The sequence below is a fragment of the Methylicorpusculum oleiharenae genome (assembly GCF_009828925.2).
GTDB classification, from domain to species: domain Bacteria; phylum Pseudomonadota; class Gammaproteobacteria; order Methylococcales; family Methylomonadaceae; genus Methylicorpusculum; species Methylicorpusculum oleiharenae.
Window position 1 is genome coordinate 15,918 of sequence record NZ_WUTY02000002.1, and the last position, 24,692, is coordinate 40,609.

Here is a 24,692-nt window from a genome sequence, read left to right on the forward strand (position 1 = left end):
TAATTGTCCTATTCGCTGGGGGTTTGGGTAGTGAGTTCGTCGAGCAGCATTTTCAATTCCAGGGTGCTTTCTTCCTGCACAAACTCATCGGCAAAACTGTCTTTGATGGTCGCTACCGGGCTGGTCAGTTCTGCGCCGATGACCGACTGTTCCCAGCGTTTAAAAATCGCTTGCGCCCCGGTTGAGGGGTTGACGTGTTCGGCACGTAACGAAGTGTGTAACTGAATCCGGTTTTGCCGGGCGGATAGCACCTCTTTTTGCGTGTACGATGCGTGTAACTGTGCCTGGATATCCGCTAAATCTCTCTGGCATTGGTCGAATTGCGCCTTGGCCTTAGCGAGTTCCGGCTCTATTGTCTTCATTTGCTTTTGGACTTGGAGCAAGCGTTTGACACATTCCAAAGCCTTGGCTTCGTCTTGGTCCTTGATTTTAACTGCCCGACTCGTCCAAATTTCAGCTTGTTTATTCAGGTCGACCCGTTTTGTTTCAAACTGTTGAATCATCTCTTGGAGACGATGTTGGTGGAGGCGGGTTTTACCTTGGAAAGCTTCCAATTCCTTGATGGCGACCCCGGCGACGGCTTCGTGGTTTTCAAAATCGTCGGCGACATCGTCCAATTGGGCTTTCAGAGTGACAAAAATACGTTTTAAACTGTTCATAAAGCTATCCTATCAATGTGTGATGACAGATAGGTTTTAGCAATAAAAAAGCCAGTTATTTAATGCATTAAATAACAATGAGTTAACAGGCTATACATTTGCTAAAGTTTAAAATATAGTCATAAATTGCATGCACTCTATACATAAAATGAACAAGCTAAATTCAGAACAAGACTTCTTTTTTGCCAGAATCGCAGCGTTAGCGTTTGTAAACCCCTTCAGCCGCGAACGTGAAAAGGCTGATTGGCAGGTGCTCAACCTGCATCCACAAGCCATTTCGGCTGCGGAGCGACGAAAATTAGTGATCGAAACAATAAACAGCCAGTTCCAGACTTTAACCCGGCAACAACGTTTTGATATCCGTCATTATCAAGGCAAAACCCAAGCGATGATGCAGTTGGCGTGGCTCGTTAAAGTGTTTTACAGTTATCAACAAGGCTTTGATGATTTTATCAAGGCGCAGCAACAAGCCGGGGACAAGGCCCTGGCTCTTCCGTTTGCCAAGGCCCTTAGCGAAGAATTTGAACTGGCAGGTTTTACCCCGCAACAAGCTTCACACTCCATCGCGCTGTTGTTCCAATTGCAGCGTGCCTTTCGCTTTATTGATGAAGCGGTTTCCGGCACCAGTTCGGCTATTGTCGAATTACGAACGCGGCTTTGGAACAATATTTTTACCTTTAATCCGGAGTGGTACCTCAACTACCTGTGCAAGCGTATGGAGGATTTTTCGCTGTTATTACTGGGCGAGACAGGGACGGGCAAAAGCCGGGTAGCGAAAGCGATCGGTTGCTCGGGTTATATTCCTTTCGATGCCTCAACAGGTAAATTTGTGGAAAGCTTTACCGTATCGTTCAGGGCGATCAACCTGTCGCAATATTCCACGGGTGTACTGGAATCGGAATTGTTTGGTCACAAAAAAGGCGCATTTACCGGGGCAATCGACAACCATCCCGGCTTGTTCGCCCAATGCAGCAAGCACGGCTCGGTGTTTATCGACGAAATCGGTGAACTCGACATTCCCATCCAGGTTAAATTGCTGAATGTCTTGCAAGACCGTCTGTACAGCCCGGTTGGTAGCCATGAGCAACGCCGGTTTGAAGGCCGGATTATCAGTGCCACAAACCGGCCGATCGAACAATTAATGGCATCAGGACACTTTAGAAAAGATTTTTACTACCGCTTATGTTCCGACGTGATTACCTTGCCCAACTTACAGGAGCGCCTCAGCCAAGATCCCGATGAATTACGGGCATTAATCACCAGTTTAGTGCACCGGGTCATTGACTCACCCGAAGCGGAACTCATTGACAGGATTGAAGCCCGTATTCGGGAAGTCGTCCCCAAAACGTACCACTGGCCGGGTAATGTCAGGGAACTGGAACAATGCATTCGGCGGATTTGTATTACCGGCAGCTATCAAGTCCACTCATTACCGACTGTTACCCACGCCAATGAGCGAATTGTTCAAACAGATGCCGAAGGAAAATACCTGTCAGCTCAACAGTTGTTGCAAAATTACTGCCGCTTTTTATTTGACCAGCACAATAGCTACGAGACCGTTGCCAGAATTGCGGGTTTGGATAGGCGAACGGTAAAAAAATATATTGAATTGGGCGAGCGTGGGGTGTAATAGGCTTGAAATAGTCAAAGCTTCAGCGGCCATAGGATCATATCAACCAATGCCTACACGGTCGGCCCATTTTTACAGGTCACGACTGACCGCTTTATGATACTTAATATTACGGAATGAAGTTTGGCAATCGGCTAATTGCTGACCTTGGTATTTTAGTTTTTGTGACAGAAATTAATCGTTTCGCGGCAAGCCTCATCCTGAAAACATGGCGGCATGGATGTTGAGCATTTTTGACCTGTCTGGCGACAGAATGGGATGAGTCTTTTTCTAGACAAAATCAGGGAAAAAACAAAGTCAGGACTTGCATTCAAACATTTCTTGGCGCTATGCGATTCGCATCAACAGGGTCAGCTTGCAATCATGCATTTAAAGAATTGCTTGAAAGACCGCATTCCAACCAATTTATGCCACACAATTCACGAACAACTAGGACTGGATTGGGTCAGGTGTTGACCGTCCGCTATTCAGATTCATCGCCGGAAAGCTGTCATTGAATTCCGATACCTGAAAGCGGCCATTCGTCACCGAGTTCAATCGACCCACACCTGCCGTCAACATTTCTGAGGTTTAAGGGCAGATATGCGTTGCTATACAGACGATCAGAGTTATTTTTGATAGTCGGGACACTTAAATCTCAAAGTTTTGCCGTACTTACTAAGCCAGTTTTGATTGAACGTGGGTTGCTCGTTTAGATTGATAAGGTAACTTGACAAAACTTGACGAATCCTCCTATAATTTGCATATGCCAAAATCCTTGAACCTAACCAACACAGAACGTTCGATGCAAGAAGCGGGCTTAACCCAAGCCGCCATCGCCGCCGCTCTGGATGTTTCCAGAGAAGCCGTATCCCAATGGCTCAGCCATAAATCGTTTCCGCGCCCGAATAAACTACTTCAACTTGGTAAACTTCTCAATCTAGCCTTCAGCGAATTGGTCGTTAGCGAAGAACCCAACGAACCGAAAGTAGCCTTTCGCAAAATGAAAGGCACTAAGACGCAGGATCACCATATCGAGAAGGCCAGAGAAATAGGCCGTTATTTGCGCCAGTTGGCGCCGCATCTGCCGTTCGATACCCTGGAAATGCCGCCGGTACTGAAAGCCCCGACTTGCGACTACGACTATTTGCAAAAAGCCGCGACCAAGGTGCGGGAAGACATCACCTTGGCACAGACCGATACCGTTGACTTTAAACATCTTATTCGCCGTTTTCGGGATCTACAGACCGTCGTCGTGCCGATCATGTGGGGCAGCAAGCAGCGCCACGAAAACGCCGTGCATATTTACTTACCGGACTCGCAAAGCACCTGGGTTTATCTGAACTTGGATACCAATGTGCACGACTTCAAATTCTGGATGGCACACGAACTGGGCCACTGCCTTTCGCCCAACTTGGAAGGCGACGCCGCCGAGGATTTTGCCGACGCCTTTGCCGGCAGCCTGCTATTCCCGCACGAACTGGCCGAACAGGCTTACACCGCTATCAAAAAGCAACGTTCTCCGGCCGCCAAGATTACCTATGTCATTGGCTTGGCGACATCCCACATCATTTCGCCCTATACCGTGATTGGCCAGGTTAACAAATATGCCTCCCACGTTGGTAAGCCGGAAATCATATTAGACAAAGGCTTCAACGGCGCCGTCACCAATTTCAATAAAGGTTATTTCAACATCAGCGAAACTCTATTGGCCGACGCCGAACGAGACGGTAACGGCAAACCCAGCGCAAAAGATTACATCGCCGTAGCCGAACACGTCTTCGACACACCATTTTTCGACCTGCTTCGCCGCTACTTGAAACAACACGACAAAGGCCCCGGATTCATTCAAACGGTGCTGGATATGCCATTACTAGACGCCCGGAGTCTCCACGCCGAGTTGACCTGATGGCTCAGTCGAAAATACTTGTCGACACCAACGCCTATCTCAGGCTGGCAAAGACCATCCGCCCATTGCTGTTCGTGCCATTCGGCGAAAACCAATACTGTCTCTATATACTGCCGGAAGTAAACAAAGAACTGCAAAACCATCGGCTGCAAAACACCTTTTATTGGGTGAACGAAGACGAATTCGTCGAAAACCGCAATCATTTCCCTTCCATCGGTAAAAAGCAGAAAGCCGCCATTGATTTGGTCTTCGGCTATATCTGGGATTACGTGCAAACCGACTTGCCAGGTCCTTCTCGCGTCGATGCGCTTTATATCGCCTACGCGCTGGAATTAGATGTACCGGTGGTTACCGACGACCAAGACATGACCGCCTTAGCCAAGGCATTCGATGCCAAGGTCATGCCCACCTTGGAACTGCTTAAAATCATGTTTAATTGCGGCCATACCGACATGAAAACCATCAAGGGACTTTGCGAGTATTGGCGGCAATTTGGCGACCGACCGGCCAATCTGGAAGCCGATTTCAAGCGGCTGTTTCCCGAGCAATAACTGGTGGCTTTCAGAGTTTCATTACTCCCGTCATATTTTGGTTTTTCCGCTGGAAAAATCCATTATGAAACAGGCTTTGGAATGAATGGGCCAAGGATTTTTGACCGGTCTCAGAGGAGTATTTACGTGTAAAGATACGAACATAGAAGTCAGTTTAGTAACCAAAACCAGCCGATCGTGAACGATGTTTTCAGATGCCTGAATGTCGCAAATTGGCCATAACAAGACGATCAATCTCTAATCAACCAAGCCAAGAGATATCCGAAAGTCAAATTCCAACCAGTTGATCAAATTCAACGATCAAGACTGTCGGTCATCAATCCAACCTCATTCTGCAAATAGCCCTTTAATTTTTCACTGGTCTCCATTGAGTTGCGCTTATCCTAGCTATCCTCCCCTACTCCGTTATACGACAAATCGACGTGCGACGGACTTTCTTGCCCGCACACATTAAACCCGTCCACCATTCCCTTGACAGGCTTTTTATCATCGGCAAGTCAAACTGGCATGCCATCACTGCCTGGGCGGACTACCTGACAAGCAGGGACCCACCGGCCATTGCCATAATGAAATAATCGGCGTAATAAAAAAAGCCAATTCGGACTCCCTTTCCGCATTATCCGATGAATTGTCCCGATCGGTCGCCTGCGTTAAATAAACCTGTCTTTTTATCACTGCAAAACGAGCTATTCGTCGGAAAACGCGGCACTTACCACCCGTTGCCTTTCTTTTGCATCGGTATCCAGGTACAACGAGGTCGTGCTGATGTTGGCATGACCCAGTTCATCCCTGATATAAGCCAGGGGCACTTGCCGGTCATTAGCCAGATAACTGCCATAACTGTGGCGGAGCCAGTGGGTTGAGGCTTTCTTGAGTTTGTTGGCCAGTCGCAAGTGGTTGGCGTCACCCTCCGAAGTCAGGTGATCATACATCTGCTCAAAAAAACCTGACAGAATATGGTGGATACCCCCCGGGGTAAGATGCCGACGCCCGGTCCTATCTCGCAAGTTGGGGATAAGGGGTGCTTCGTGCGGAAGGAAATCAAAATGGGTTGGCAAGCCCCTCACCCTTAAATAAGCCTTCAATTCTTCGACAAAAATCTGAGGTAAAGACGTCTTCCGTTCCTTAGTGTTCTTGCCGACCACCTTCAGGAAATAATGCTCGCCGGCCTCGTCCTCAAGACATTCGATGTCACCAAAACTAGCGGCGGCCAGTTCATGGATTCTAAGCCCGGTATGGAAGGCAAACTTCAGGATAAACAGGGTACGCCGGTTTAGGGCAAACTCCGCATCTCCTCCCTGGATCAGGCTTTCCGCATAGCTAAACACCCCTTGCATCTGCGTGTGGGTAAAGGCGCGGTTATGGGTTTGCGGGGTCGTTTGAGCAAACTTGGTGTTTTGAATACTGTCGAAATTGTTATGTTTCAGGTAGTTTTGTTTGACTAACCAGTCCATGCACGAGGAAATGACGGTCTTGGCGTAAGCGACACTACGTGGCGACAGCACCAGTTGGGGCGGCTGATTGCCCTGACTATCGGCCGATTGGCCGGTATTTTTGGGACGGTAGTAAAAGGGCTTCCAGTTGCCCCGGCTTTTGATGGCAGGCTCCAGGGACACCCACTGGCGATTGCTAGCATCCAGCGTCTTGAGGAAATGGACATACGCCTTACAGTCTGTAGTGTCAAGGGACGACACTGCTTTGCCACGCGCCAAAACCGCCCACAATAATAAGCGTTCCAGTTCCTTCTTATAGGCAGTGATGGTTTTGGCATTGCCGTCCTTGAGCGATAACCAGCTGGTGATGGCATCCAGGTCATGTTCTGCCTGGATTCGGCACGGTTCCGCCGCGCGGTTACTGCCCTGTGAGCCACTGAGCGCCTCAGGGATAGACACCCGTTCCAACGGCGCCACTTGGCTAAGAGGTACCGGCAAGGCCAAGGGCTTGCGCTTCCTATTCAGCTGGTAGCCCAGTTGTAGGGCATGGCTGTCAAAAAAGCCCAGCAAGTTTTTGAGTTTCGGTGCCAACCCCTCAGGCAAAACGATATCCCCGGCAAATGTCCCTTCCAAACAATCAACCAAGTCTGCTAGGGACTTAATGTTTCCGGGTAGTTCACTCAGAACACGTTCATCGAACCATTGCCCCACCTCATCTGCCAAGGTAGGCACGGGGTCTGGCAGGCTATTGAGGCGGTCCAATGCCTTGAGGAACCCTCTCCGCCATTCGTCGGAGGTTTGGCGTTCTCCCAGCCACTGACCAAGTGAATCGGACAGGCGATAGTACCTAGACTTATTCGCTAGACCCAGGCGCAAGACCTTGACCTGCATTCTGGCCGGCACACTGCCTTCTGGCAACTGGTCCTCCAGTACCTCCCAAGCCAAATAATGGGCCCAGCCACGCAGCAACGTGGCATCACTGAGGTTCATTGCACATCCCCTTTCTGTCCCTCAACGGGACAATTTCTTTTATCAACAAAACCAATAACTTAGTCAAAGTTTTTGGTTAAAAATCCGGTTCGGACGTCTGGCATAGTTATTATAATCGGAAATTTATTCTATTAAGTATAATTATAGTTATATTTAATATAAATTTATATTAATGAATTATTTTAGTGATTTAGTGGATAATTTATTCATTATGGCCTATCTTATTCCCCGGGAAGCGCGTCATGCCTAGAAACCGCCCAAACGGCGCTTTTTGCAAGGGATTGAGTCCGGTAATTAGGTCTCATGCCGCAAGCATCGCCTTGAAGTTGACCCCGAGTTCAAGCGCTGGGAAAACGAGTTTTCCCAGCATTTTGACTCACCTGCGTCCTTATTAACGGGTTGGGCGACTGGGAAGCCTGTAAAATCCTGCCAATATGGCCTTGAACAGTATGAAACGATCGATTTAAAGCGGCTAAATCGCCCTCTCACCCGGTGAACCGATGAACAAAACCAGCACTTACAGCAAGGCTTATGAGGCCTGTGAAGCCTTTTTTTTGGAATCGGGCCAAGTACCCACGATTGAAGCCATCAGACCGATGATTGGCGTCAATAGCCCTGCGATTATTTCCAGCGCCATTAAGAGTTGGAAGCAGGACTTATCGCTCAATGTCCGCAGCCAACAAGGGCTAGACCCTGGAACGCCGAAAGCCTTAATGGACGCGGCCACTGAACTGTGGGCACTGGCGCTAACGGAGGCAAAAGCCAGCATCAAGGATAAGATCTCAGGGCTAGATGCTAAACAACTCGAATTAGACCAATTAACGGAAGATCTCAAGAAAGAAGCTGACCGCATTGGCCAATTAGTCAAAATCACTGAAGAAAAATACCAAGAAGAAGCCACCTACCTCAAAAAGGAAAACGAACGTCTCGCCGCTGAAACGGCCTCGGCATTAGCCCAGTTAGAGAGTTACAGAACGACCGTCAGCGCAGTCGAAATGAAAAATGCCGTACTCAGCGAAGCAATCCGGCAAGAGAAGGAAAAATATCAGAAGCTCGATATTCAATATGAACGGGAACATGAGTGGTCGTTCAAACGGATCGAAGAAGAAAAAGAAAATCATCGCCGTGAGACGGCACAGGACATGTATCGTTTACAATCGGAAGCCACCAGGAACAAGCAAGCTGCGGAAATAGCCCAAACAAAATTAGGTCAACTCAGCCAGCAATTGAATGAATACCGGGACAAGGTCAGCCTATTGGAAACAAACCTAGCGGAAGAAAAACTTAAATTAGCAGGATTGACCTTGGACAAGGCTAATTTACAAAGTGAAATTAATGTCCTACAAGAGCGGATCAGAAAATTGACGACTAAAGTCAAGAAAAGTACGATTCAGAAATAACGTCATAAATTGTCAGAATGAAAGTATTTTTCTCACCCTCTCCAATTTGATTGGGAGATAGGTAGTTGAAAAGACTTACGGAATAGGGTTCTTTTCACACGCACTGTAAAACAAGCACCTATGACCACAATTCAAATCGGGCGAGAAGTTAAATATGGACTAAAGCTAACACTCAATTGATCTGGTTAGGTATTTGTAATTATCAAACCAAGCATTCTTCTGTTTATTGCTGCACGAATAATTGAAGATTGAGTAGCATTCAAGCTTGGGTTCAATAATGCTACGCGATGAGCTTCTTGATTAATTTTATTAACAACACTCTCTGGGACACTAAAAACATCTTGCGCATTTGGTTTTATCATCAGTTCAGATAAAAGGGCACCTTCCCACCCTTCTCTCGAAAGTAATTCATTTATAGCTTCTACAACCCACTTACTTTTTTGACGCATATTATAACCATCGTTAAGAATCCTAACAGGCAACGATGATTTTAGTGAAGAAGGTAATTTAACGGTTATTTTTCTAACTGAACTTGATTCTAATATATGTTGAGCTAAACGATCACCCATGTTTACGCTCCCAATAGATTAAAAATTCTTCAAAACCTTTTTTTGCATTTTTTGGGTTATCCCAATTTATTGACTCGAAATGATCTTTAAATTCACCTTCTGAGTTTGTCAGAACGAGAGTACGCAATGCCTTAAGGTTATCTGTTTTTCCAAGTGAAACTCTTGAGATTTTGTCCGGTGCCGGACGATCGCCGAACCATTTATCGTGAAGGAGTTTTCTTAATTCTTGATCAGCTTTAACTATTTCTAAAAGTTTGCTAAAGGAAACCAGGTTAGAAATAACTTTCTTTATTACCTCCATAACATAAGCATCTTTTCTACTATCAACTATTGCTAGCCATTCATAAGCCTGTGAGCGTGAAACGCCTAATGTGTCTATTAAATCTCTCCATTTTATTTTTTTACCTAAACTTTCTCGACGATCAGCAAAACTAATCAACCATCTAAGTTTATCCCCTATCGTCAAATCAACCCGTTGCATGTTATCAATCATTGCCATGCGTTCTTTTGTTAATTCATCTGGCCTACGTAATATTACCTTTACCTCAATTCGTTCAATATATAGAAGCGACATGTCAGGTTCGGGGTTTACTATTATTTCGTTATAGCCTTCTTGGTTTTCATTTTCTACAGTACGAATATGAAAAATAGAAAAAATGAAAGCCATAACTCGACGTTGACCACCTAGCAGTTGAACTTTCTTACCAGGCAAAGCTAAAGCCAATGGAGGGTTAAGAATGCCGAACTCCTTAATACTCATAGAAAGGCCGATAAGCTCTTCAAGCTGTTCTGATTTGACTTTGTAATTATCGTCACTTTCGAGAATTTTTCCCCGGTAAATATCCTCAAGGTTAAGATGAAATTTACGTGGTTGCTCATCCCAAAGTTCAATATCTGATACTGTAATTTGACGAAGTTCATATTCTTGAAGAGTAGCCGACTCAGCCGCCGCTATTTTTTCAGCCACCCTATTTATTGTCCCGGACTGAACACCCAAAGGTTTACGTTTTATCAATACACCAGGTCTTTTGGTTTTAGATTCTGTATTCATCTGAAAATCCTCTCAAATATTATTTTACAAAACTCCTCTGCCTCTATTCGGGCTGGTGTGTTTTCGTGCATTTCGAATAATGATCGTGGATTAGCGTATGTTGACGAACTATTAGCATACGTTTGAAGATATCGCATAGGTGGCTGAATAAGTTTATCTCCTAACACACTATTTTGTGACACTTGTTCTAGTGTTCGACGTTGTGCTGCCGATTGAGGGTCAAATTTAGTTGCTAAAATACCTACTAGCATTAATTTTTCAGCTTCCCTTGTTTGATTTTCTGCTTGCCACAATTGAGCCATATCTGCCATACCCGCAATGGAATCCTCTTGCATTTCAGTAGGTATTAATAAGTGGGTTGCTGCGCGTGCAGCTGAGGCGGTTAATGCTGACGTTTGAGGAGGAGTGTCAATAATTACCAAATCGAATTCTTCTTGATAATATTCTATTGATAACATTGTGCGCATGTGATCAACCACTGCCTCTTGAACGCTCTTTCTTTCAACTTGTTCAAGAAAGTTTGTTAACTCTTTTTTGTGGGATGGTATGAAGTGTAAATTAGGGATATTAGTTGGATATGGCTCAACATATCCTAGTCTAAAAAATTGGGCTATAGACCAATATCCAGGTGGTGAATACGGTAACTCATCCCAAAGGGGATCCTTTGGATCAAAGTTTGGATGTAAAGGAGGGTCCATTCCATCATTTGTCATTTCTAGAAATCTTGCAGAAAAATTACATTGTGGATCGATATCTATGCCTAAAACCCGCACACCTTCCCTAACTGAATATTCAGTTAATAATTTAGAAAGGGTTGTTTTGGCTACTCCACCTTTATGATTGCTAATAGTAAGAACCTTTAAGTTTGAGTATGTCGGTATTATTGTTTGCTCTCTGGACATTATGATTTCTCCAGCATCATATACATTTTTAAAAAACGTCCGGTACCGGACGGTATATATTCTTAGTCATACCTGCCTCTTGATAGTACCATAATAAGCAATATTTTGTGCTTCGCTAATTAAAATTTTTTCCAAATTTGGGCGTTTAACATTTTTTAAATAAGTGTTATAAAAAGTCGGCAACGCTGAATAGCATTGGATAATTTCATGCTCGTATGAAATCATGAGCAAGCACAACACTGTTATCCTCCTTCATGGACTCAAATTCCACTTGGAAGCCAAGAGAAAAAACCTGAATCACCTGCTCTAGTTCCAAATTGTGCCAGCCGCTTTGTTTAGCACAAACTTTTGTGTGATGAACCCGGAACGGTTAAAAATGGTTAAACCATAATGTGGTAGGAAGAAATGGCCTGGCAGAATAATACTGGTAGCAAGCCGACCAATAAGCTTCGTTGGGTTACGTAACATTCCTTCTCGATACTTACAGCAAACAGCTAAGGCCCTCAATTACGTGTTCAAGGACGGAGGCTTTCTACAAAAACAAGTCGTTGAGTCATCTGCAAACCTGCATCCTTCCCTATTTGCAAAATTTATTTGATAAAAGCTTTTAATGATAAAAGTTCAAAAGGTCGAGTTTAGCTTTATACAAGACGCACTGTATTAACCAAGCCCATGTCAGCTACTTTGAAGCAAAAGTAAGGATTTAACCGCCAACACACCCTTGCTCATCAAGACGATGAACAAGACAACCGGTAGACTGTTCGGACCGACACGTTTGATTTTCCGTGAGCTGTTGACAAATTCAGCTAACGAGTAAATTGTTTTAGAACCGGCGAATTTATGTGTCGGTTGCAAACATATAGCGAATAATCAGTGGCGTATGTAGGCAGTTTTATTGGCATCTGTGCAGATTAAATTTTTGCTACTGCGATTGAAAAATAATTGACTAAGTAAATCAAACCAGATTTCGACCTAAAAAAGATTTAAAGTGCGATCTGATATGATTACTTCAATTATTTAATAACGTTGACAAATAAGATTGAAGGTCATAGTAATTGTTATGGTTATATGTTGTTGTTTATAAATACAACAAACAACATTATGTTGTTGTGTACTTTAATATGCTTAACCTTTTGAATAAGAAGTAAAAAATTAAAAAAGGTCACCAAAATTGTTACTATAAGTCACAGATTTTGTTAACTATCACCCTTAAATTGGATTATTAAGTCACTACATCTGGTAATTTAAGTCACATCATTTGTTACTAAAGGTCTCTTTTTTTGTTAAAAAAATTGTATTAGGTTACTTTTTTTGTTGCTAATAAGTCACCAGATTTGGTGATAGCTTTTGTTAGGTCATATTATTTGTTCTAGAGCTTAAGGCTTACAGGTCAACGGTAAACCGATTATGGTCTAATTCACATTCAACTCGATGATAAACACAGGTAGGGATTAACAAAGTCAATGGGATGCGGGTAGAGATACACCTCAGTCAGTAACAACACAGGAAACATAGCCAGCACGGTTACCGCAAGAACTCAGCAATTGCTTGACCTGCTCTACATCATTTTAGTAATCCAGCTAAATCGGGCTCCATCGTTAAAGAACAAAGAAAAGCCCTGAACAGAAGCATATAGCACACCCCTATCAACCTGAACCCAAGCAAAGCCAGCGGATGGAATTTGTAATTTGCGTTTCCATTAACATAAATTTTGAGTGGACAACTCCTGCAGGCGACAATTTCTGACTTAAGATAATTCTGTGTTTTGTATTGAATTTTCTCAAAGTAGTTAACGTTCGGAAAACCAGACCTAAAGGTACGGGATAAAATTACTCATAGAATTAAGCGTTTATCTTAATGAGTTGATTATAAAGTCATGTGACTTTGGTTCTTTGAAATTATCGCAATATGATCAATCAAATTCAGAACAAAAAAAGGTCACCTTATTTGGTGATTTTATATTCACCATAAATTTCGATGAGTAAATTTGGTTATGAGCAAAAACATGAATAGGCGTTGTTACCATATTTTGTGACCTTGCTATAAGTGCCTTAACAAATCTTGTGACTTATGCTTTCTGAGAATAGCGCAAGATGACCTATCAAATTCAGAATATAACAAAGGTCACCTTATTTGGTGATTTGATATTGACCATAATTTTTTGACGAGTAACATCGATTTGAGTAGAAACATGGACTGGCGCCGTCAACAAATTTTGTGACTTAACCTGAAGATCCTTAACAAATCTTGTGACTTATGATTTAGGAGATTAATTCAAGATGACCTATTCAATTCAGAAAATACAAAGGTCACCTTTTTTGGTAATTAAATATTCATCATAAATTTCGACGAGTAAATTCATTTTGAGCAGAAACATGAGTAGCAGTCATTAACAAATTTTGTGACTTATGCTTTTGGAGATTAATGCAAGATGATCTATTCAATTCAGAGCAAAACAAAAGTCACCTTATTTGGTAATTTGATATTGACCATAATTTCCGACGAGTAAATTTGTTTTGAGCAGAAACATGAATTGGGTCTGTTAACAAATTTTGTGACTTAACTAGAAGAGTCTTAACAAATCTTGTGACTTATGATTAAGGTGAAAGGCGCTAGATGACACGTTTAATTCAGAAGAAAAAAAGGTCACTTTATTTGTTAATTTAATATTTTTTATAAAGTTTGACTAATTTAGAAAATTTTAAGATTATCATAAGACACCTAAAAAAATGTTTAGATTGTGACCTAACAGATGAATAATACATTCCCATTAACATTAGATTCTTTTGGCAACAAAGAATCCAACGATCATTTCAACAAGGCTGTTGGCACAATCCATATTAAAGTCCAATCCGGAAGTTTGGGGCTTGTCCAAAGGAAATTAATCAATGCATTCCATTTCATAGCTAAGGACGATCCTAGTCGAGAAACTCATTACATCAAACGTCAAGACCTGTTTGCTATGATTGGATATCATTCAAATAATATTATTGACTTTAAGGAAAGCGCTAGAAAGCTTACTAATATCAATGTTGAATGGGATTATCTGCGGGAGGATACGGAACGAGTATGGGGTGTAAGTAATATCATCTCGGAAATAGAATTTGTGACCAACGGTATTGTTGCATTTAGTTTCCCAAGACGCATCCGTGAATTCATGGCAACCCAAGAACACCGTGGGCTTGTCAATATGCAGATTCAAAAAAAGTTCACGATGAGTTATGCCTTATCGCTGTATGAAAATACGACAATTTACCGTGTCGCGGGGAGCACCCCAAAATTTAGCGTAAGAGAGTTGAAAACTCTTCTTGTGGTTGATGATGAAGAAAATACGACTTATAAGTTGTTCAAGCACTTCAATAACAAAATTATTGCTCCAGCTGTAAAAGAAATTAATGAAGTATCTGACATTATGATAGAGGCCATATTTTACAAAAACGGAAGAAATGTTGAACAGATCAGTTTTAATGTGGCCGTGAAGCCGCAGTCATTCCTTGATTTTGATGAAACGCCAAGTATATCTTCTTTGCACGAACGCTTAGTTTCGTTTGGCTGCAATCCAAAAGTTGCGTTAGATATAATAGATAAGCATGATAGCGAATACATTCTTGGGAACCTTGACTATGTGGAAAATCAGATCTTATCGCCAAGCGGAAAAGAAATTAGGAATCCCATGGGGTTTTTCATGGACGCATTGGCTAAAGATTACCGTACGAAAGAGCCAGAAATTGTAAGGAAAGCTAGGGAAAAAAGAGAGATTGAGTCTAAGAAAAAAATTGAGGAAGAAAAGCGTATATTCGAAAAAAATAACAGACTAGCCGAAGAAAACAGGTTAAAGATTGAAACAGCGAAATGCCGATTTAATGCTTTGCCTGAAGATGAAAAGGTCTATTTACAAGAGTCGTTTTTAGTTGAGACCATGGAATCAAATGCTATTGTTGCCAAAAAGTTTAAAGAGAGCGGCCTTAAGTCGACTATGGTGTCGGCTGTATTTTACTCGTTTTTGAGCAATTTATGGCTTGAAAAGGAACAGATTGAACGGTCTAAGTTTTGAAACTGTTGTTTATTAAAAAACTGTGTGAAGTAGTACTACTAAGTAGTAGGTATAACTAAGAATATATACTGTCCGGTACCGGACGTTTTAATTGTAGCTACATTTCTATAATCAAAGGTTTTGATTGAAAAATCTGTTTCGTACAGCAGATTCATACAAAATAACCTGAAAAAATCCACTAAATTTCCTGACTTTATCGTTAGATGAGTTGGACCCGCCAAACCGAAATGTAATATCAATTACGCCATATCTGGAAAGCGGCGATGAACTTATGAAATTTAATCCTAATACAAAACAACTTTTTACAAATGAAGGCGATTTGATAAAAAGGCTTCACTGCCCACATGGGGTTAATTGGAAAGACTTATATCACTCTGACGCCATCAAAAAGTATTGTCACTTCTGCGGAAAAAATATCATTGATACTCAAAATCTCGACGATGATGCAGTTATTGCTATTGTCATACAGGATGAAGGAGTTTGTTTGAAACTGGATCTCAATGACCCAGCTATACGGATAATAAACCACAATGTTTTCTGATCAGAAAGAAGCAAATAGTCTTAGGGGCATTAAGACTGCTCGAGATGAAAAATCAATAAATGAAGCTGCGCAGAATGGATTTTTTCCCTTGCTTAAGAGGGTAGAGAAATCTGAAAGCATTAAATCAAAATACGCCGTATTGCAAAATAAGAAAACTGGAGAAATCGAGGTAATAGGCGATTTTCGTGGTGATTTCGGTGGCAGAGACTACGATATGGTTATAGATTTTACCTTTTACTACCCGCATAATTTTCCATCACCCTTTGCAGCCTATTTGATACCACGAGACATCAAGGTCGGTGAGAGAGTATGTATTGAGGATCTCATCGAAGATTTTATTGGTGTTCGATGGAACCAAGGTGACACTTATCGTTTGGAATCGTGCGAGGCGATCTGGAACGGAAAAGACTTTGATATTCAATATGACGCTAACCAGTGTGCTGACTTTATCGGGTAACAAGGGGGATAACATTTAAGTCAACTCGGATGCTCCGGCTGCGGCCCCGTGCCATTCTGAAATGCAACTGCCATAGATTCTTATCATTTCTACTCAAAACCCGGATTTGGAATTTTTAGCATTGACTGCATAAGCTTCCTCAAAAGCAGCACATAATTTAGGGGGACCTTAAGGATTGCTTCGTAAATGAGTAACATCCTAATCAGGTATGCTTTAATAGAAGGGGGTTTGAAGTCCAGTTCGCCAGCAAGTCCGCCTCGCTCGGATTTTTGATGACATTCGCGTCGCCCCAGCTTCGCTGGTCCAGTTCGTGGATCACGGCAGCTTCAAATTCGGATTCTTTGGAAAAGGTGTTCATGATTTTGCTATGTATTTCTGCTCTGCCAAGCGTTCTCTGATTTCAATCAAGGCGGTGTGGAGCTTGTTCTCCAAAACCGCCTTGGATGGCAGTTCCGTCCAATACTCCGCCACCATGATGTTGTCTTTTTGCAGGTTCATCAGCTCCACCTGCTCGGTGCCTGCTTGGGCGCACAGAATCAGGCCAATGGGCGCTGCTTCATCGGGCTGGCGTTCATACTTGTCCAGCCAGTTGAGGTAAAGCTCCATCTGCCCTTTGTGAGCCGCCTTGAAACGGTCAATCTTGAGCTCAACGGCCACCAGCCGTTTGAGGCGGCGGTGATAAAACAGCAGGTCGAGATAAAAGTCTTCGCCATCGATAATCATGCGCTTTTGGCGTTCTACAAAGGCGAAGCCCTTGCCCAATTCCAGGATAAATTGCTCCAGCTCGCGAATCAGCGCCTGCTCCAGATCGTTCTCCAGGTAGCCCTGCGGCAGGCCGAGAAAATCGAAAAAGTAAGGGTCTTTGAACGAGCCCGCAAGCGCATGGGTAACGTCGGTGGCTGTGGCCAGGGCCAGCTTGCTATCCGCAATGTGCGCGCGCTCAAAGGCTTTGCGCTCGATTTGCCGGATCAGTTCTCGCTTGCTCCACACATGGTCGATGGCTTGGCGGGCATAAAAATGGCGGGCTGCATCGTCTGGCAGCATGAGCAGAACAGTGAAATGCGTCCAACTCAATTGTGACACCAGCGGTGTCACAATTCCGATGTCGGGGAACATCTCCGCGAATTGCATCATGCGGCGCAGGTTTCTGGCCTCGAAGCTCTTGCCGTACTGCGCCACGAGCTCTCCGGCGAGCGACGGTATTACCTGCTTGCCATAGGCCGCCCGCTCGCCCCGCAACACGTCGGTATTGATGCGTTGGCCCACCTGCCAGTAGGTCAGGGTCAGGGCGCTATTGACCGCAGCAACGGCTTGCGACTTCCCACGGCCGATGATCTCCCGCAAATCGGTCAACAGCAAGGCGCTGGGCATGGAAGGGGCAGTCGAGGGTGTCGGGTCGTTATTCATGGGGGGGTCAAATTGTTAGTTGTTAATAGTTTTTCTTGGAGGATTTGATGATTTCGGTGGTTTCGTGTTGGAGGCTTTGAAACTGGCTTTGATTGAGATAATCAGTTTCTTTGAGCCGCTCTAGCCAATAGAACGTCTCGTTCGTCTCTTTCTGAGCAATTCCGAGTTTATGTAAAGTCAGGGGTTGTAAGCCCTAACCCCGGAAATTTTGGAAAACTCAGTATAACAATAGCTTGCGTTACAGAATGAACAAAATTGGTGCGTTAAGTTGATTGCGTAAACGTTCGTTTATGCAATAAATCTGATCTTGTCCATAAATCAAGGGTTTGAGTGTTGCATAAACATATTGCTTTATTGCATCAATTGGCAACAGATTAATGCAATTATGCCAATTAAGTTTTAATTAGTGTTATTTGCCTTCTCAGGCGGCTACGCAAAGGGTGATATGGTGGTCAAATTCAACGGTTTGTTATCATTTGTTTTATCAGGATACCTGTAAAGCTTTGATTTTACAATACTTAAAAAATTTCTGGGGTTAGGACTTAGAACCCCTATATAGCGGATTCAACAGCTCTTTTTAGGTTTTTAGTGGGAATAAACATAAATCTATCGTTACAATTTAGATGTTTTAAATTAATGGTATTTGTTTCTACAAACAAATTCATTCAATAAAAACTGCAACAGTCTTGCTCTTTATGAGTAGCCTTAATCCTATTAGAACTGGATGAGGAAACTGCATCATCTGTGGCCCCCCTTTATTTAATCCCGAAATTATGCCCATTGAAGAATTTGTAAGTTCAGACATGCGATCACTAATCGAAACCCGTTTAGAAACCATTGCCAGAGAGCATCAGATTAAAATCCTGTATGCTTGCGAATCCGGCAGTCGGGCTTGGGGCTTCCCATCGCCTGATAGCGATTACGACGTGCGGTTTATTTATGTTCATCCCCTAGAAGGGTACCTAAAGCTTGACGAAGATCGTGATCTAATCGATCTGCCTATTGAAGATACGTCTGTCGGCCTGCTTGATATGGGCGGTTGGGATATACGAAAAACATTGCGTTTGCTCATCAAGTCAAACCCCGTTATATGGGAATGGCTGCAATCGCCGATTTGTTATGGGTGCAACCTGGATTTGAGTGAATATCGGAATATTATTGATCCTTTTTTTTCTCCGATTACGGCATGTCACCATTATTTGTCGATCTGTCGTAATACCATGAGTCAAGCACTCAATGGGTCTACGGCGAAGGTCAAAAAATATTTTTATATGCTCAGGCCTTTATTATCGGCGTCCTGGATAGAACGTTACCAATCTATTCCACCGATGGAACTGGATCTACTGTTGCCACTGCTTGACGATCAACCTGAAATAAAAATTGCCATATTCGGGTTGCAAGAGCGGAAGCTCCTCATCAATGAGCAAGTCCCGATTCCTCGCATAGCCATGATCGATGATTACTTGGGAAGTGAACTGGAGCGTCTGCAAGAAGCGGCAAAATTTTTGCCTGTGGCGACTGGCGACAGGGCAAGCTTGGATCGCCTTTTCCAAAAATGTGTGGGGTTGAAATAGAAAACCATGAGTTTGAGTATTGATGACTTAAAGTGCCATAATCTGATTTTACTCGATACTATAAGTGGTAGTAAGGCCTATGGGTTGGATACACCTGAATCCGATACCGATACTCGCGGCGTGTTCATCTTGCCCCAGGAGTTATTTTTTGGCTTCCACTACGTCGATCAAGTCAATAGCGAACGCAATGACCACGTTTATTACGAGGTAGGAAAATACCTCAAACTGTTGGCCAAAAATAATCCCGCCTGCATTGAATTGCTGTTCGCACCTCAAGACATGGTTATCTTCCGGCATCCTTTAATGGATCGCATAAAACCCGAATTTATCATGTCCCACTTGTGCAGAGAGAGTTTTGCTGGCTATGCATTAATGCAAGTCAAAAGAGCGAGAGGTCTGAACAAAAAAATTTTCAATCCGGTTTCTACTGATCTCCCCCTTCCAATCGACTGTTGCCATGTTATTCAAGCCGATAAAACGATTCCTGCTAAACAATGGCTTTCCGAACACGACATGGTGGCCGAGTATTGCGGCTTAACCGCATTGCCCCATGTTCGAGATGGCTATGCACTGTTTTATGCAGACGATTGTGAACTCGGGCAGGTTCGATTCAACGGTCTATTTCGTAGTGATCAAGGCAAATCCCAAGATGTTTGCCTATCATCGATTCCAAAAGGTATGCTGCCTCGCGCATGGTTGGTTTTCAACAAAGATGAATATTCCCGCCGTCTTCGTGATTATCATGAATATCGGAACTGGGAGCAGTCTCGTAACCAAGAACGATATCAGGGCACACTGGAACATGGTGGCGGTTACGACGCTAAAAATTTGATGCATACTTTCCGTTTATTGAGAATGGCCAAGGAAATTGCCGATACTGGACGACCGCAAATTCGCCGTCCAGATCGAGACGAATTGCTGGCAATTAAAGCCGGTCGATTTGCATATGAAGATTTAATGGCCCAGGCTGCCTCAGAATTGGAAAGTATTGAAGAAGGCTTTGCATTAAGCAAATTACAAGTTGAACCGGATGTGGGTCAGATTGAACGATGGGCGATTGAAATCCGAAAAGCTTGGTATCCGTAGCTTTAAGTGAAATTGAGCAAGGAAAAATATTATAAATTTGATGCATACATATTTCCTTGAAGCGGTATCGCTTAGAAGTAATTTTATTCAGGGTATATGGAATTGGATGTTGAAATACAATGTACCTGACATTCGAACCGACAATTATTAGAGAAGATCGCAGGCAGCACCCGGCCATTATGTAGATTGCCCAGTTATGAATAGTATAAAGGCAAGCTTAGCGGATGTGCCTTGTAGGGGTTAATTAACCCCAAATTGACTATAAACTCGCCCAATACGCCTTTCATAAATGGCGATTTCAGAAAAGCAAGAATAAGAAATACCGGAATAAGCCACCAATAGGTGCTTAGTATCGATCCCAAAGCGTGTGTCATAATTTTGGTTGTATCCATCAGTGCGTCGGGATTGGACGTTCGTTAAGCACAACTTTTTTACCATCAGCGCCAATGCGCACCTGTTCTTGGCGGCCATTACGGCAACGCATGTAAGTGTTGTTCAGGACGCCACCGGCTTTGGCAATACATTCTTCTTTGCTGCCGGGTTCGATCGTAATCCATTGCGGTTTTTGCTTTGCCATGCTGTTGCCGATTTCTTCGCCAACACCTGAGCCAAAATTGCCAATGAGACTGCCAAGCTCTTTCAACAAGGATCCCTCGGCATGCGCAAGCGATGATGTCGAAAGTAATACATAAGCTATAAAAATATTCTGGATCTCTTTCTTCATAATGCCTGCTGGGTTGATAGCTTTTAATAGTTCGATAAACAGTTGGCCCACTGCCTGTGCTTGATCAAAACTGACTTTCGCAAGGGATGCCGTCATCATCGCCATCTATTTTGGTACCCGAACAATTACGCAGGTAGAAAACGGCTTCTTCATAAGAAGTCATTTGTGAGCAATGCACCTTGCCTTGGCATTGGAACTGTGGCTCGATTTTTCTGGTTGGGTGGTATTCAACTGAGGGAATAGCGGTTGATAGGGTGATATCTTTGCGTTTGGAAAACGCTTTATAACCGACGGCAACGAGCACAATGACAATAATAATAGGGAATGGGTTAAAGCGCAGTTGCGGTTTACTAAAGTTCGCTGGCGATCTATATGGTTTTAACCTGGCCGGTGAAGGATTGGACCGTTTGCGCTCTTCAAATGCAGCCAAGGTCAGAGATTGACTGACGCCTTCTATTTTGGCATTGACCGCGCGGCTTTTACCGCTATCATCAAAGCCGAGCTGATAATGAATGACATCGCCAATAATAGGCTTCCGGCTCATGCCTTTTAATGCCGAAATGTGGATGAAAACATCCTGTTCGCCGTTGTCCTGTTTTATAAAGCCATAACCCTTGTCATCAAGCCAGCGGACCAGCGTCCCTTTGTTAATCATCATCCTGCAATCTTCTCCATAACTCGCCAATAATGACTTCAGAAGCATCATCCGGATGAACAGAACAGTATATAGCTCCGGGATGTAGAGTCTGGTTACAGGAATCAAGCAGTTTGCTTCCCTCGTCGTGCAGCCCGAAAGCATTCCGGATCGTCATGCCAAGAGTAAAGTGCAAATCGTTCAGATCTTCCTCCGGCGTGCCCGCAATCGCCAATTTTTCCTCACCACTCAGAAATTCCATGAGCCGATCGACGGCTTCCGCAACTGTTTCCGGATACCTGGAATTGTCCTGCAAAAATGTTGACCAATTTTTAGACATTTTAACTTGATGCCAGTAAGGAAGGGGGCTTCTGAACAACTTTGACAAATTAAAGACAGGGTTATCCACAGATTTTGTGGATAACCGTATCGTTGATGATAATTTATCGTCCAGTCAGACGATCGAAAACAGCGTTAGTAACGACTTGCATTTTAGATTTACCCATAAGCAATTCCTATTTTGTTTCCACAAAATTGAGTGTAGTTGAAACATTTAACTGTTGCTTTTGGGGCTTGAAAATATTTGATGTCAGTTGCATTTTTATACAAAAACGACTGGTTTCGTACATGGCAAACCAAAAGTAGGTTATAGGGTTTGTAATCCTGAACTATCCAGCCGCGTGATCGCTCCAGGTGTTCTGCCATCCGGTCGACTTTTTCGGCCAAAGGGAGCGGAACATGTGCGGTCAGTACTTTGGTTTCAGTTTTAGCCATGTTATTTCCCTATCTCGGAATTCTGAATAAGTTTTAGTCATAATGATTGATTTTGATTCAGTCAATCCGTTACCACCGCTTCCTTCACACGCCGAATGCGAGGCAACACCGCAGATCTTGGCTTGGCGATACGCCGAAGCGGTGGCATTACTTTTTATTATGTAATTATGATAATTACATAATTATGATAATTACATTTTGAGCAATAATAATTCTGCTATACTTTCCTTCAGTCACCAATGCAGAGGATTATCATCATGAGTTCACCACGCTTGACCGAAGAAGCCATACACGCGACCTGCGCCGATATTGCCAGCCAAGGCGAGCGTCCCACCGTTTTGAACGTTTACGAACGGCTGGGCCGAGGCAGCCTGACGACTATTACCAAATACGTGAATAGCTGGAAAGACTCGGGCGAGGCACAAGTGTTTAAGGCCGAGGAATTACCGGCAGTCGTAAAGTTGCCGAACGAGCTGATCAAGGAGGGCGAGGATCTTCTGAAACGCATGTGGACTGTCGCAAAAAACTTGACCGATGCGGAGTTGGATATTCAGCGCGAGGCATTGAAAAAGGCGGAGCAGGCCAATCAAAAAAGGGTGGAGGAGGCCTTCGCGTTTTCCGAAGCCCAATCCTTGAAGATTGAGCGTATGGAAAATGCCTTTGCGATATCGAAAGAAGAGTTTCTTGAGGAAGAAACCGCGCACAAACAGACTGTCGGCAAATTGAAGGAAGTCGAGATAAGCAATGTGGCGTTGACCAAGGACAACGACCGGTACCGGGATGAGATCGAGTCGCTGAAAAAGCAGGTTGCCGAATTGGCGGAAAGCCTGAAAGCTGCGGGCGAAGACAAAAAACGGCAGCAGGACCAACACGAAGCCGTTCTGAAGCAGAAAGATCAGGAAATTCGAGCATTCGACGTCCAGGTTCATACGGTACAATCGACGCTGAATTCCACCATAACCACCAACGAAGAGCTGAAAATCAAGGTCGCGGCCGCAGAGGTTGAGTTATCGAAATGTAATGTCGAGCTGGAAAAGCTGACCGTCCGGCATGAAACATCGGCAGCCGAGCTTAAATCCGCTAAGGCTGAACTGATAGCCGCGAACAAGATAGCGTCCGATGCCGAGAAGAAAGTATCGAACCTGGAAGGACAGCTTGAGGTTTACAAAACGCTTGATAAAGGTGGGTAAATTTAAACAAACGTCAGCATTGTTTCATAGGATTTTTTGCAATGCCGCGTCTGGCGTTGCTTTGAGCCACTTTTTAATTCCCCAAAAAAATGCCAGTTTTTGATAGCTAAAATTGGGAAGTGGGAAATTGACGCTGAGCCTTATGGACTGTGGCTTTCCGTAATTTCCTATGGAACTTTAGTGCAAGCCTCTCCGAAAGTGCGTTGGATTTTCTGAAAAAAGCCAGGAATACTTATTATAAACAATAAGTTGTGCGTACAGCATGAGGAAACAATTTTGTTTCTGTTCTATCTGAATTCAACCCATTGTTTTACTTTGAGTATTAAGCATTCGCCGAAGTTTATCAACGCACTTTCGGAGAGGCTTGACTTTAGTGTCGTTTGTTTAAACTCACCCATCATTGCTGAATTCACGGATAAACCCTATGAAACTTTAGAGCCTTTTGTTGATTAGCACCCAGATATCCATATGCCACTCAAAATACCGCATTTTCATCTCTCAAAACTGTCTTCTGAAATAAATTCCCAAAAGCTTGATTGATCCGATGAGTTTTGGGAGACGCGGAGCATAGTCATCTAAAGTGGCTTTTGCTTATATGTCGTCAAATTGTAGCTTCGCTCCCACTGGGCCAATCAAGATTAATGAACACGAAATGTTATTGCAGTCCGAGTTATGCACTGGACAGGAAAAGCAGGATTCTGCTATCGTGAAAAAGAATAAGAGAGATTAGAGAACGTGGTTGCAACTATTAGTGCCTGTTTTGATTTCAAACCACTATAATTATGGGCGTAAAAAATCACAAGGCTAACCGCCTAGGCAAGTGAAAAGTATATGTCTATATTAGACCTCAAAAATATCGACTTAGACAAATTGCTATATCAACTGGATACTGCACTCAAAATTAATATCGATTCCGATCTTGAATCAAATAAGGATAAAGAGCAGATTAAAGCCATTATGTATTTGGTACATGCGAAACTGATATTGCTACGCGCATTGAACAACAAACATTTACCCGTTCAGGACGGTGAGTTATTAGCATCTAGCAATACTATTCGTGACGCGCTTGAAAATGATCCCACTGTGATGTTTTTTAAAGATGAAGAATTTTGGGCAGAACATAGTGGGGTACGACAACGATTCCTTCATTTTCGGGCCATAAGGTTGCATTGATATGA

Annotated in this window: 23 protein-coding genes; 11 read left to right on the forward strand and 12 right to left on the reverse strand. The window is 43.4% G+C overall.

Features of this window, described 5'->3' with window-relative positions:
* Positions 1-8: 8 nt before the first annotated feature.
* A complete protein-coding gene (locus GO003_RS23460) occupies positions 9-659 on the reverse strand; it encodes a hypothetical protein (protein WP_159654989.1) in 651 nt (216 codons plus the stop codon).
* A gap of 148 nt (positions 660-807) precedes the next feature.
* On the opposite strand from GO003_RS23460, the gene GO003_RS23465 reads away from it, so the two are divergent.
* From GO003_RS23465 to GO003_RS23475, 3 genes are all read left to right on the forward strand, one after another.
* Positions 808-2,289, forward strand: a complete 1,482-nt coding sequence (locus GO003_RS23465) for a sigma-54-dependent transcriptional regulator (protein WP_159654991.1) — start codon at positions 808-810, stop codon at positions 2,287-2,289.
* A 784-nt stretch (positions 2,290-3,073) separates the two neighbouring features.
* Complete coding sequence (locus tag GO003_RS23470; RefSeq protein ID WP_231089248.1) at positions 3,074-4,177, forward strand: helix-turn-helix domain-containing protein; 1,104 nt, start codon at positions 3,074-3,076, stop codon at positions 4,175-4,177.
* Positions 4,177-4,728: a PIN domain-containing protein gene (locus GO003_RS23475; protein ID WP_159654993.1), complete on the forward strand. Its 552-nt coding sequence runs from the start codon at positions 4,177-4,179 to the stop codon at positions 4,726-4,728. Before GO003_RS23470 ends, GO003_RS23475 begins: the two co-directional genes overlap by 1 nt.
* Positions 4,729-5,414: 686 nt before the next feature.
* Here the strand turns inward: GO003_RS23475 and GO003_RS23480 are convergent.
* A complete protein-coding gene (locus tag GO003_RS23480; protein WP_159654995.1) occupies positions 5,415-7,151 on the reverse strand; it encodes a tyrosine-type recombinase/integrase in 1,737 nt (578 codons plus the stop codon).
* Between the two features lie 500 nt (positions 7,152-7,651).
* Between GO003_RS23480 and GO003_RS23485 the strand changes: the two genes are divergently transcribed.
* Entirely contained in the window at positions 7,652-8,551 is a 900-nt protein-coding gene (locus GO003_RS23485) for a DNA-binding protein (RefSeq protein WP_159654997.1), read from the forward strand.
* Positions 8,552-8,736: 185 nt separating this feature from the next.
* Here the strand turns inward: GO003_RS23485 and GO003_RS23490 are convergent, their stop codons facing one another.
* Genes GO003_RS23490 through GO003_RS23500 form a run of 3 tightly spaced genes read right to left on the reverse strand, consistent with a single transcriptional unit; the run spans position 8,737 to position 11,073 of the window.
* Entirely contained in the window at positions 8,737-9,120 is a 384-nt protein-coding gene (locus GO003_RS23490; RefSeq protein ID WP_159654999.1) for a hypothetical protein, read from the reverse strand.
* Positions 9,113-10,171, reverse strand: coding sequence for a ParB N-terminal domain-containing protein (locus GO003_RS23495; RefSeq protein ID WP_159655001.1), 1,059 nt, complete (start codon positions 10,169-10,171; stop codon positions 9,113-9,115). Before GO003_RS23495 ends, GO003_RS23490 begins: the two co-directional genes overlap by 8 nt.
* The gene (locus tag GO003_RS23500) at positions 10,168-11,073 is read right to left on the reverse strand and encodes a ParA family protein (protein WP_159655003.1); all 906 of its coding nucleotides are present in this window, start codon (positions 11,071-11,073) and stop codon (positions 10,168-10,170) included. The genes GO003_RS23495 and GO003_RS23500 overlap by 4 nt, the downstream gene beginning before the upstream one ends.
* Before the next feature lie 2,752 nt (positions 11,074-13,825).
* Here GO003_RS23500 and GO003_RS23505 point away from each other — a divergent pair.
* The 3 genes from GO003_RS23505 (at position 13,826) to GO003_RS23515 (ending at position 16,125) form a co-directional block, all read left to right on the forward strand.
* Positions 13,826-15,127: a replication initiation protein gene (locus GO003_RS23505; protein ID WP_159655005.1), complete on the forward strand. Its 1,302-nt coding sequence runs from the start codon at positions 13,826-13,828 to the stop codon at positions 15,125-15,127.
* Between the two features lie 271 nt (positions 15,128-15,398).
* Positions 15,399-15,668, forward strand: a complete 270-nt coding sequence (locus tag GO003_RS23510; protein WP_159655007.1) for a hypothetical protein — start codon at positions 15,399-15,401, stop codon at positions 15,666-15,668.
* The gene (locus tag GO003_RS23515) at positions 15,658-16,125 is read left to right on the forward strand and encodes a hypothetical protein (RefSeq protein WP_159655009.1); all 468 of its coding nucleotides are present in this window, start codon (positions 15,658-15,660) and stop codon (positions 16,123-16,125) included. Before GO003_RS23510 ends, GO003_RS23515 begins: the two co-directional genes overlap by 11 nt.
* 202 nt (positions 16,126-16,327) lie before the next feature.
* Here the strand turns inward: GO003_RS23515 and GO003_RS23520 are convergent, their stop codons facing one another.
* The 3 genes from GO003_RS23520 to GO003_RS26720 are packed head-to-tail and all read right to left on the reverse strand — an operon-like array spanning position 16,328 to position 17,713.
* On the reverse strand, positions 16,328-16,483 hold the full coding sequence (locus GO003_RS23520; RefSeq protein ID WP_159655011.1) for a hypothetical protein: 156 nt from the start codon (positions 16,481-16,483) through the stop codon (positions 16,328-16,330).
* Entirely contained in the window at positions 16,480-17,532 is a 1,053-nt protein-coding gene (locus GO003_RS23525; protein ID WP_206444635.1) for a PDDEXK nuclease domain-containing protein, read from the reverse strand. The genes GO003_RS23520 and GO003_RS23525 overlap by 4 nt, the downstream gene beginning before the upstream one ends.
* Positions 17,533-17,554: 22 nt before the next feature.
* Positions 17,555-17,713, reverse strand: a complete 159-nt coding sequence (locus tag GO003_RS26720) for a four helix bundle protein (protein ID WP_159655033.1) — start codon at positions 17,711-17,713, stop codon at positions 17,555-17,557.
* Between the two features lie 622 nt (positions 17,714-18,335).
* On the opposite strand from GO003_RS26720, the gene GO003_RS23530 reads away from it, so the two are divergent.
* Positions 18,336-19,106 (forward strand): nucleotidyltransferase domain-containing protein, encoded by a 771-nt coding sequence (locus GO003_RS23530; protein WP_231089250.1) that lies wholly within the window; start codon positions 18,336-18,338, stop codon positions 19,104-19,106.
* A gap of 6 nt (positions 19,107-19,112) precedes the next feature.
* Positions 19,113-20,192, forward strand: a complete 1,080-nt coding sequence (locus GO003_RS23535) for a DNA polymerase beta superfamily protein (RefSeq protein WP_206444636.1) — start codon at positions 19,113-19,115, stop codon at positions 20,190-20,192.
* Positions 20,193-20,583: 391 nt separating this feature from the next.
* Here the strand turns inward: GO003_RS23535 and GO003_RS23540 are convergent, their stop codons facing one another.
* From GO003_RS23540 to GO003_RS23555, 4 genes are all read right to left on the reverse strand, one after another.
* On the reverse strand, positions 20,584-21,021 hold the full coding sequence (locus GO003_RS23540; RefSeq protein ID WP_231089251.1) for a hypothetical protein: 438 nt from the start codon (positions 21,019-21,021) through the stop codon (positions 20,584-20,586).
* Complete coding sequence (locus tag GO003_RS23545) at positions 20,981-21,574, reverse strand: cold shock domain-containing protein (protein WP_159658568.1); 594 nt, start codon at positions 21,572-21,574, stop codon at positions 20,981-20,983. The genes GO003_RS23540 and GO003_RS23545 overlap by 41 nt, the downstream gene beginning before the upstream one ends.
* A complete protein-coding gene (locus GO003_RS23550; protein WP_159658569.1) occupies positions 21,564-21,890 on the reverse strand; it encodes a DUF6794 domain-containing protein in 327 nt (108 codons plus the stop codon). The genes GO003_RS23545 and GO003_RS23550 overlap by 11 nt, the downstream gene beginning before the upstream one ends.
* Positions 21,891-22,048: 158 nt before the next feature.
* Complete coding sequence (locus GO003_RS23555; RefSeq protein WP_159658570.1) at positions 22,049-22,324, reverse strand: ribbon-helix-helix domain-containing protein; 276 nt, start codon at positions 22,322-22,324, stop codon at positions 22,049-22,051.
* A 257-nt stretch (positions 22,325-22,581) separates the two neighbouring features.
* On the opposite strand from GO003_RS23555, the gene GO003_RS23560 reads away from it, so the two are divergent.
* Together GO003_RS23560 and GO003_RS23565 are read left to right on the forward strand one after the other, a co-directional pair.
* Complete coding sequence (locus GO003_RS23560) at positions 22,582-23,514, forward strand: DNA-binding protein (RefSeq protein WP_159658571.1); 933 nt, start codon at positions 22,582-22,584, stop codon at positions 23,512-23,514.
* An 831-nt stretch (positions 23,515-24,345) separates the two neighbouring features.
* On the forward strand, positions 24,346-24,687 hold the full coding sequence (locus tag GO003_RS23565) for a hypothetical protein (RefSeq protein WP_159658572.1): 342 nt from the start codon (positions 24,346-24,348) through the stop codon (positions 24,685-24,687).
* The last annotated feature ends 5 nt before the right edge of the window (positions 24,688-24,692 follow it).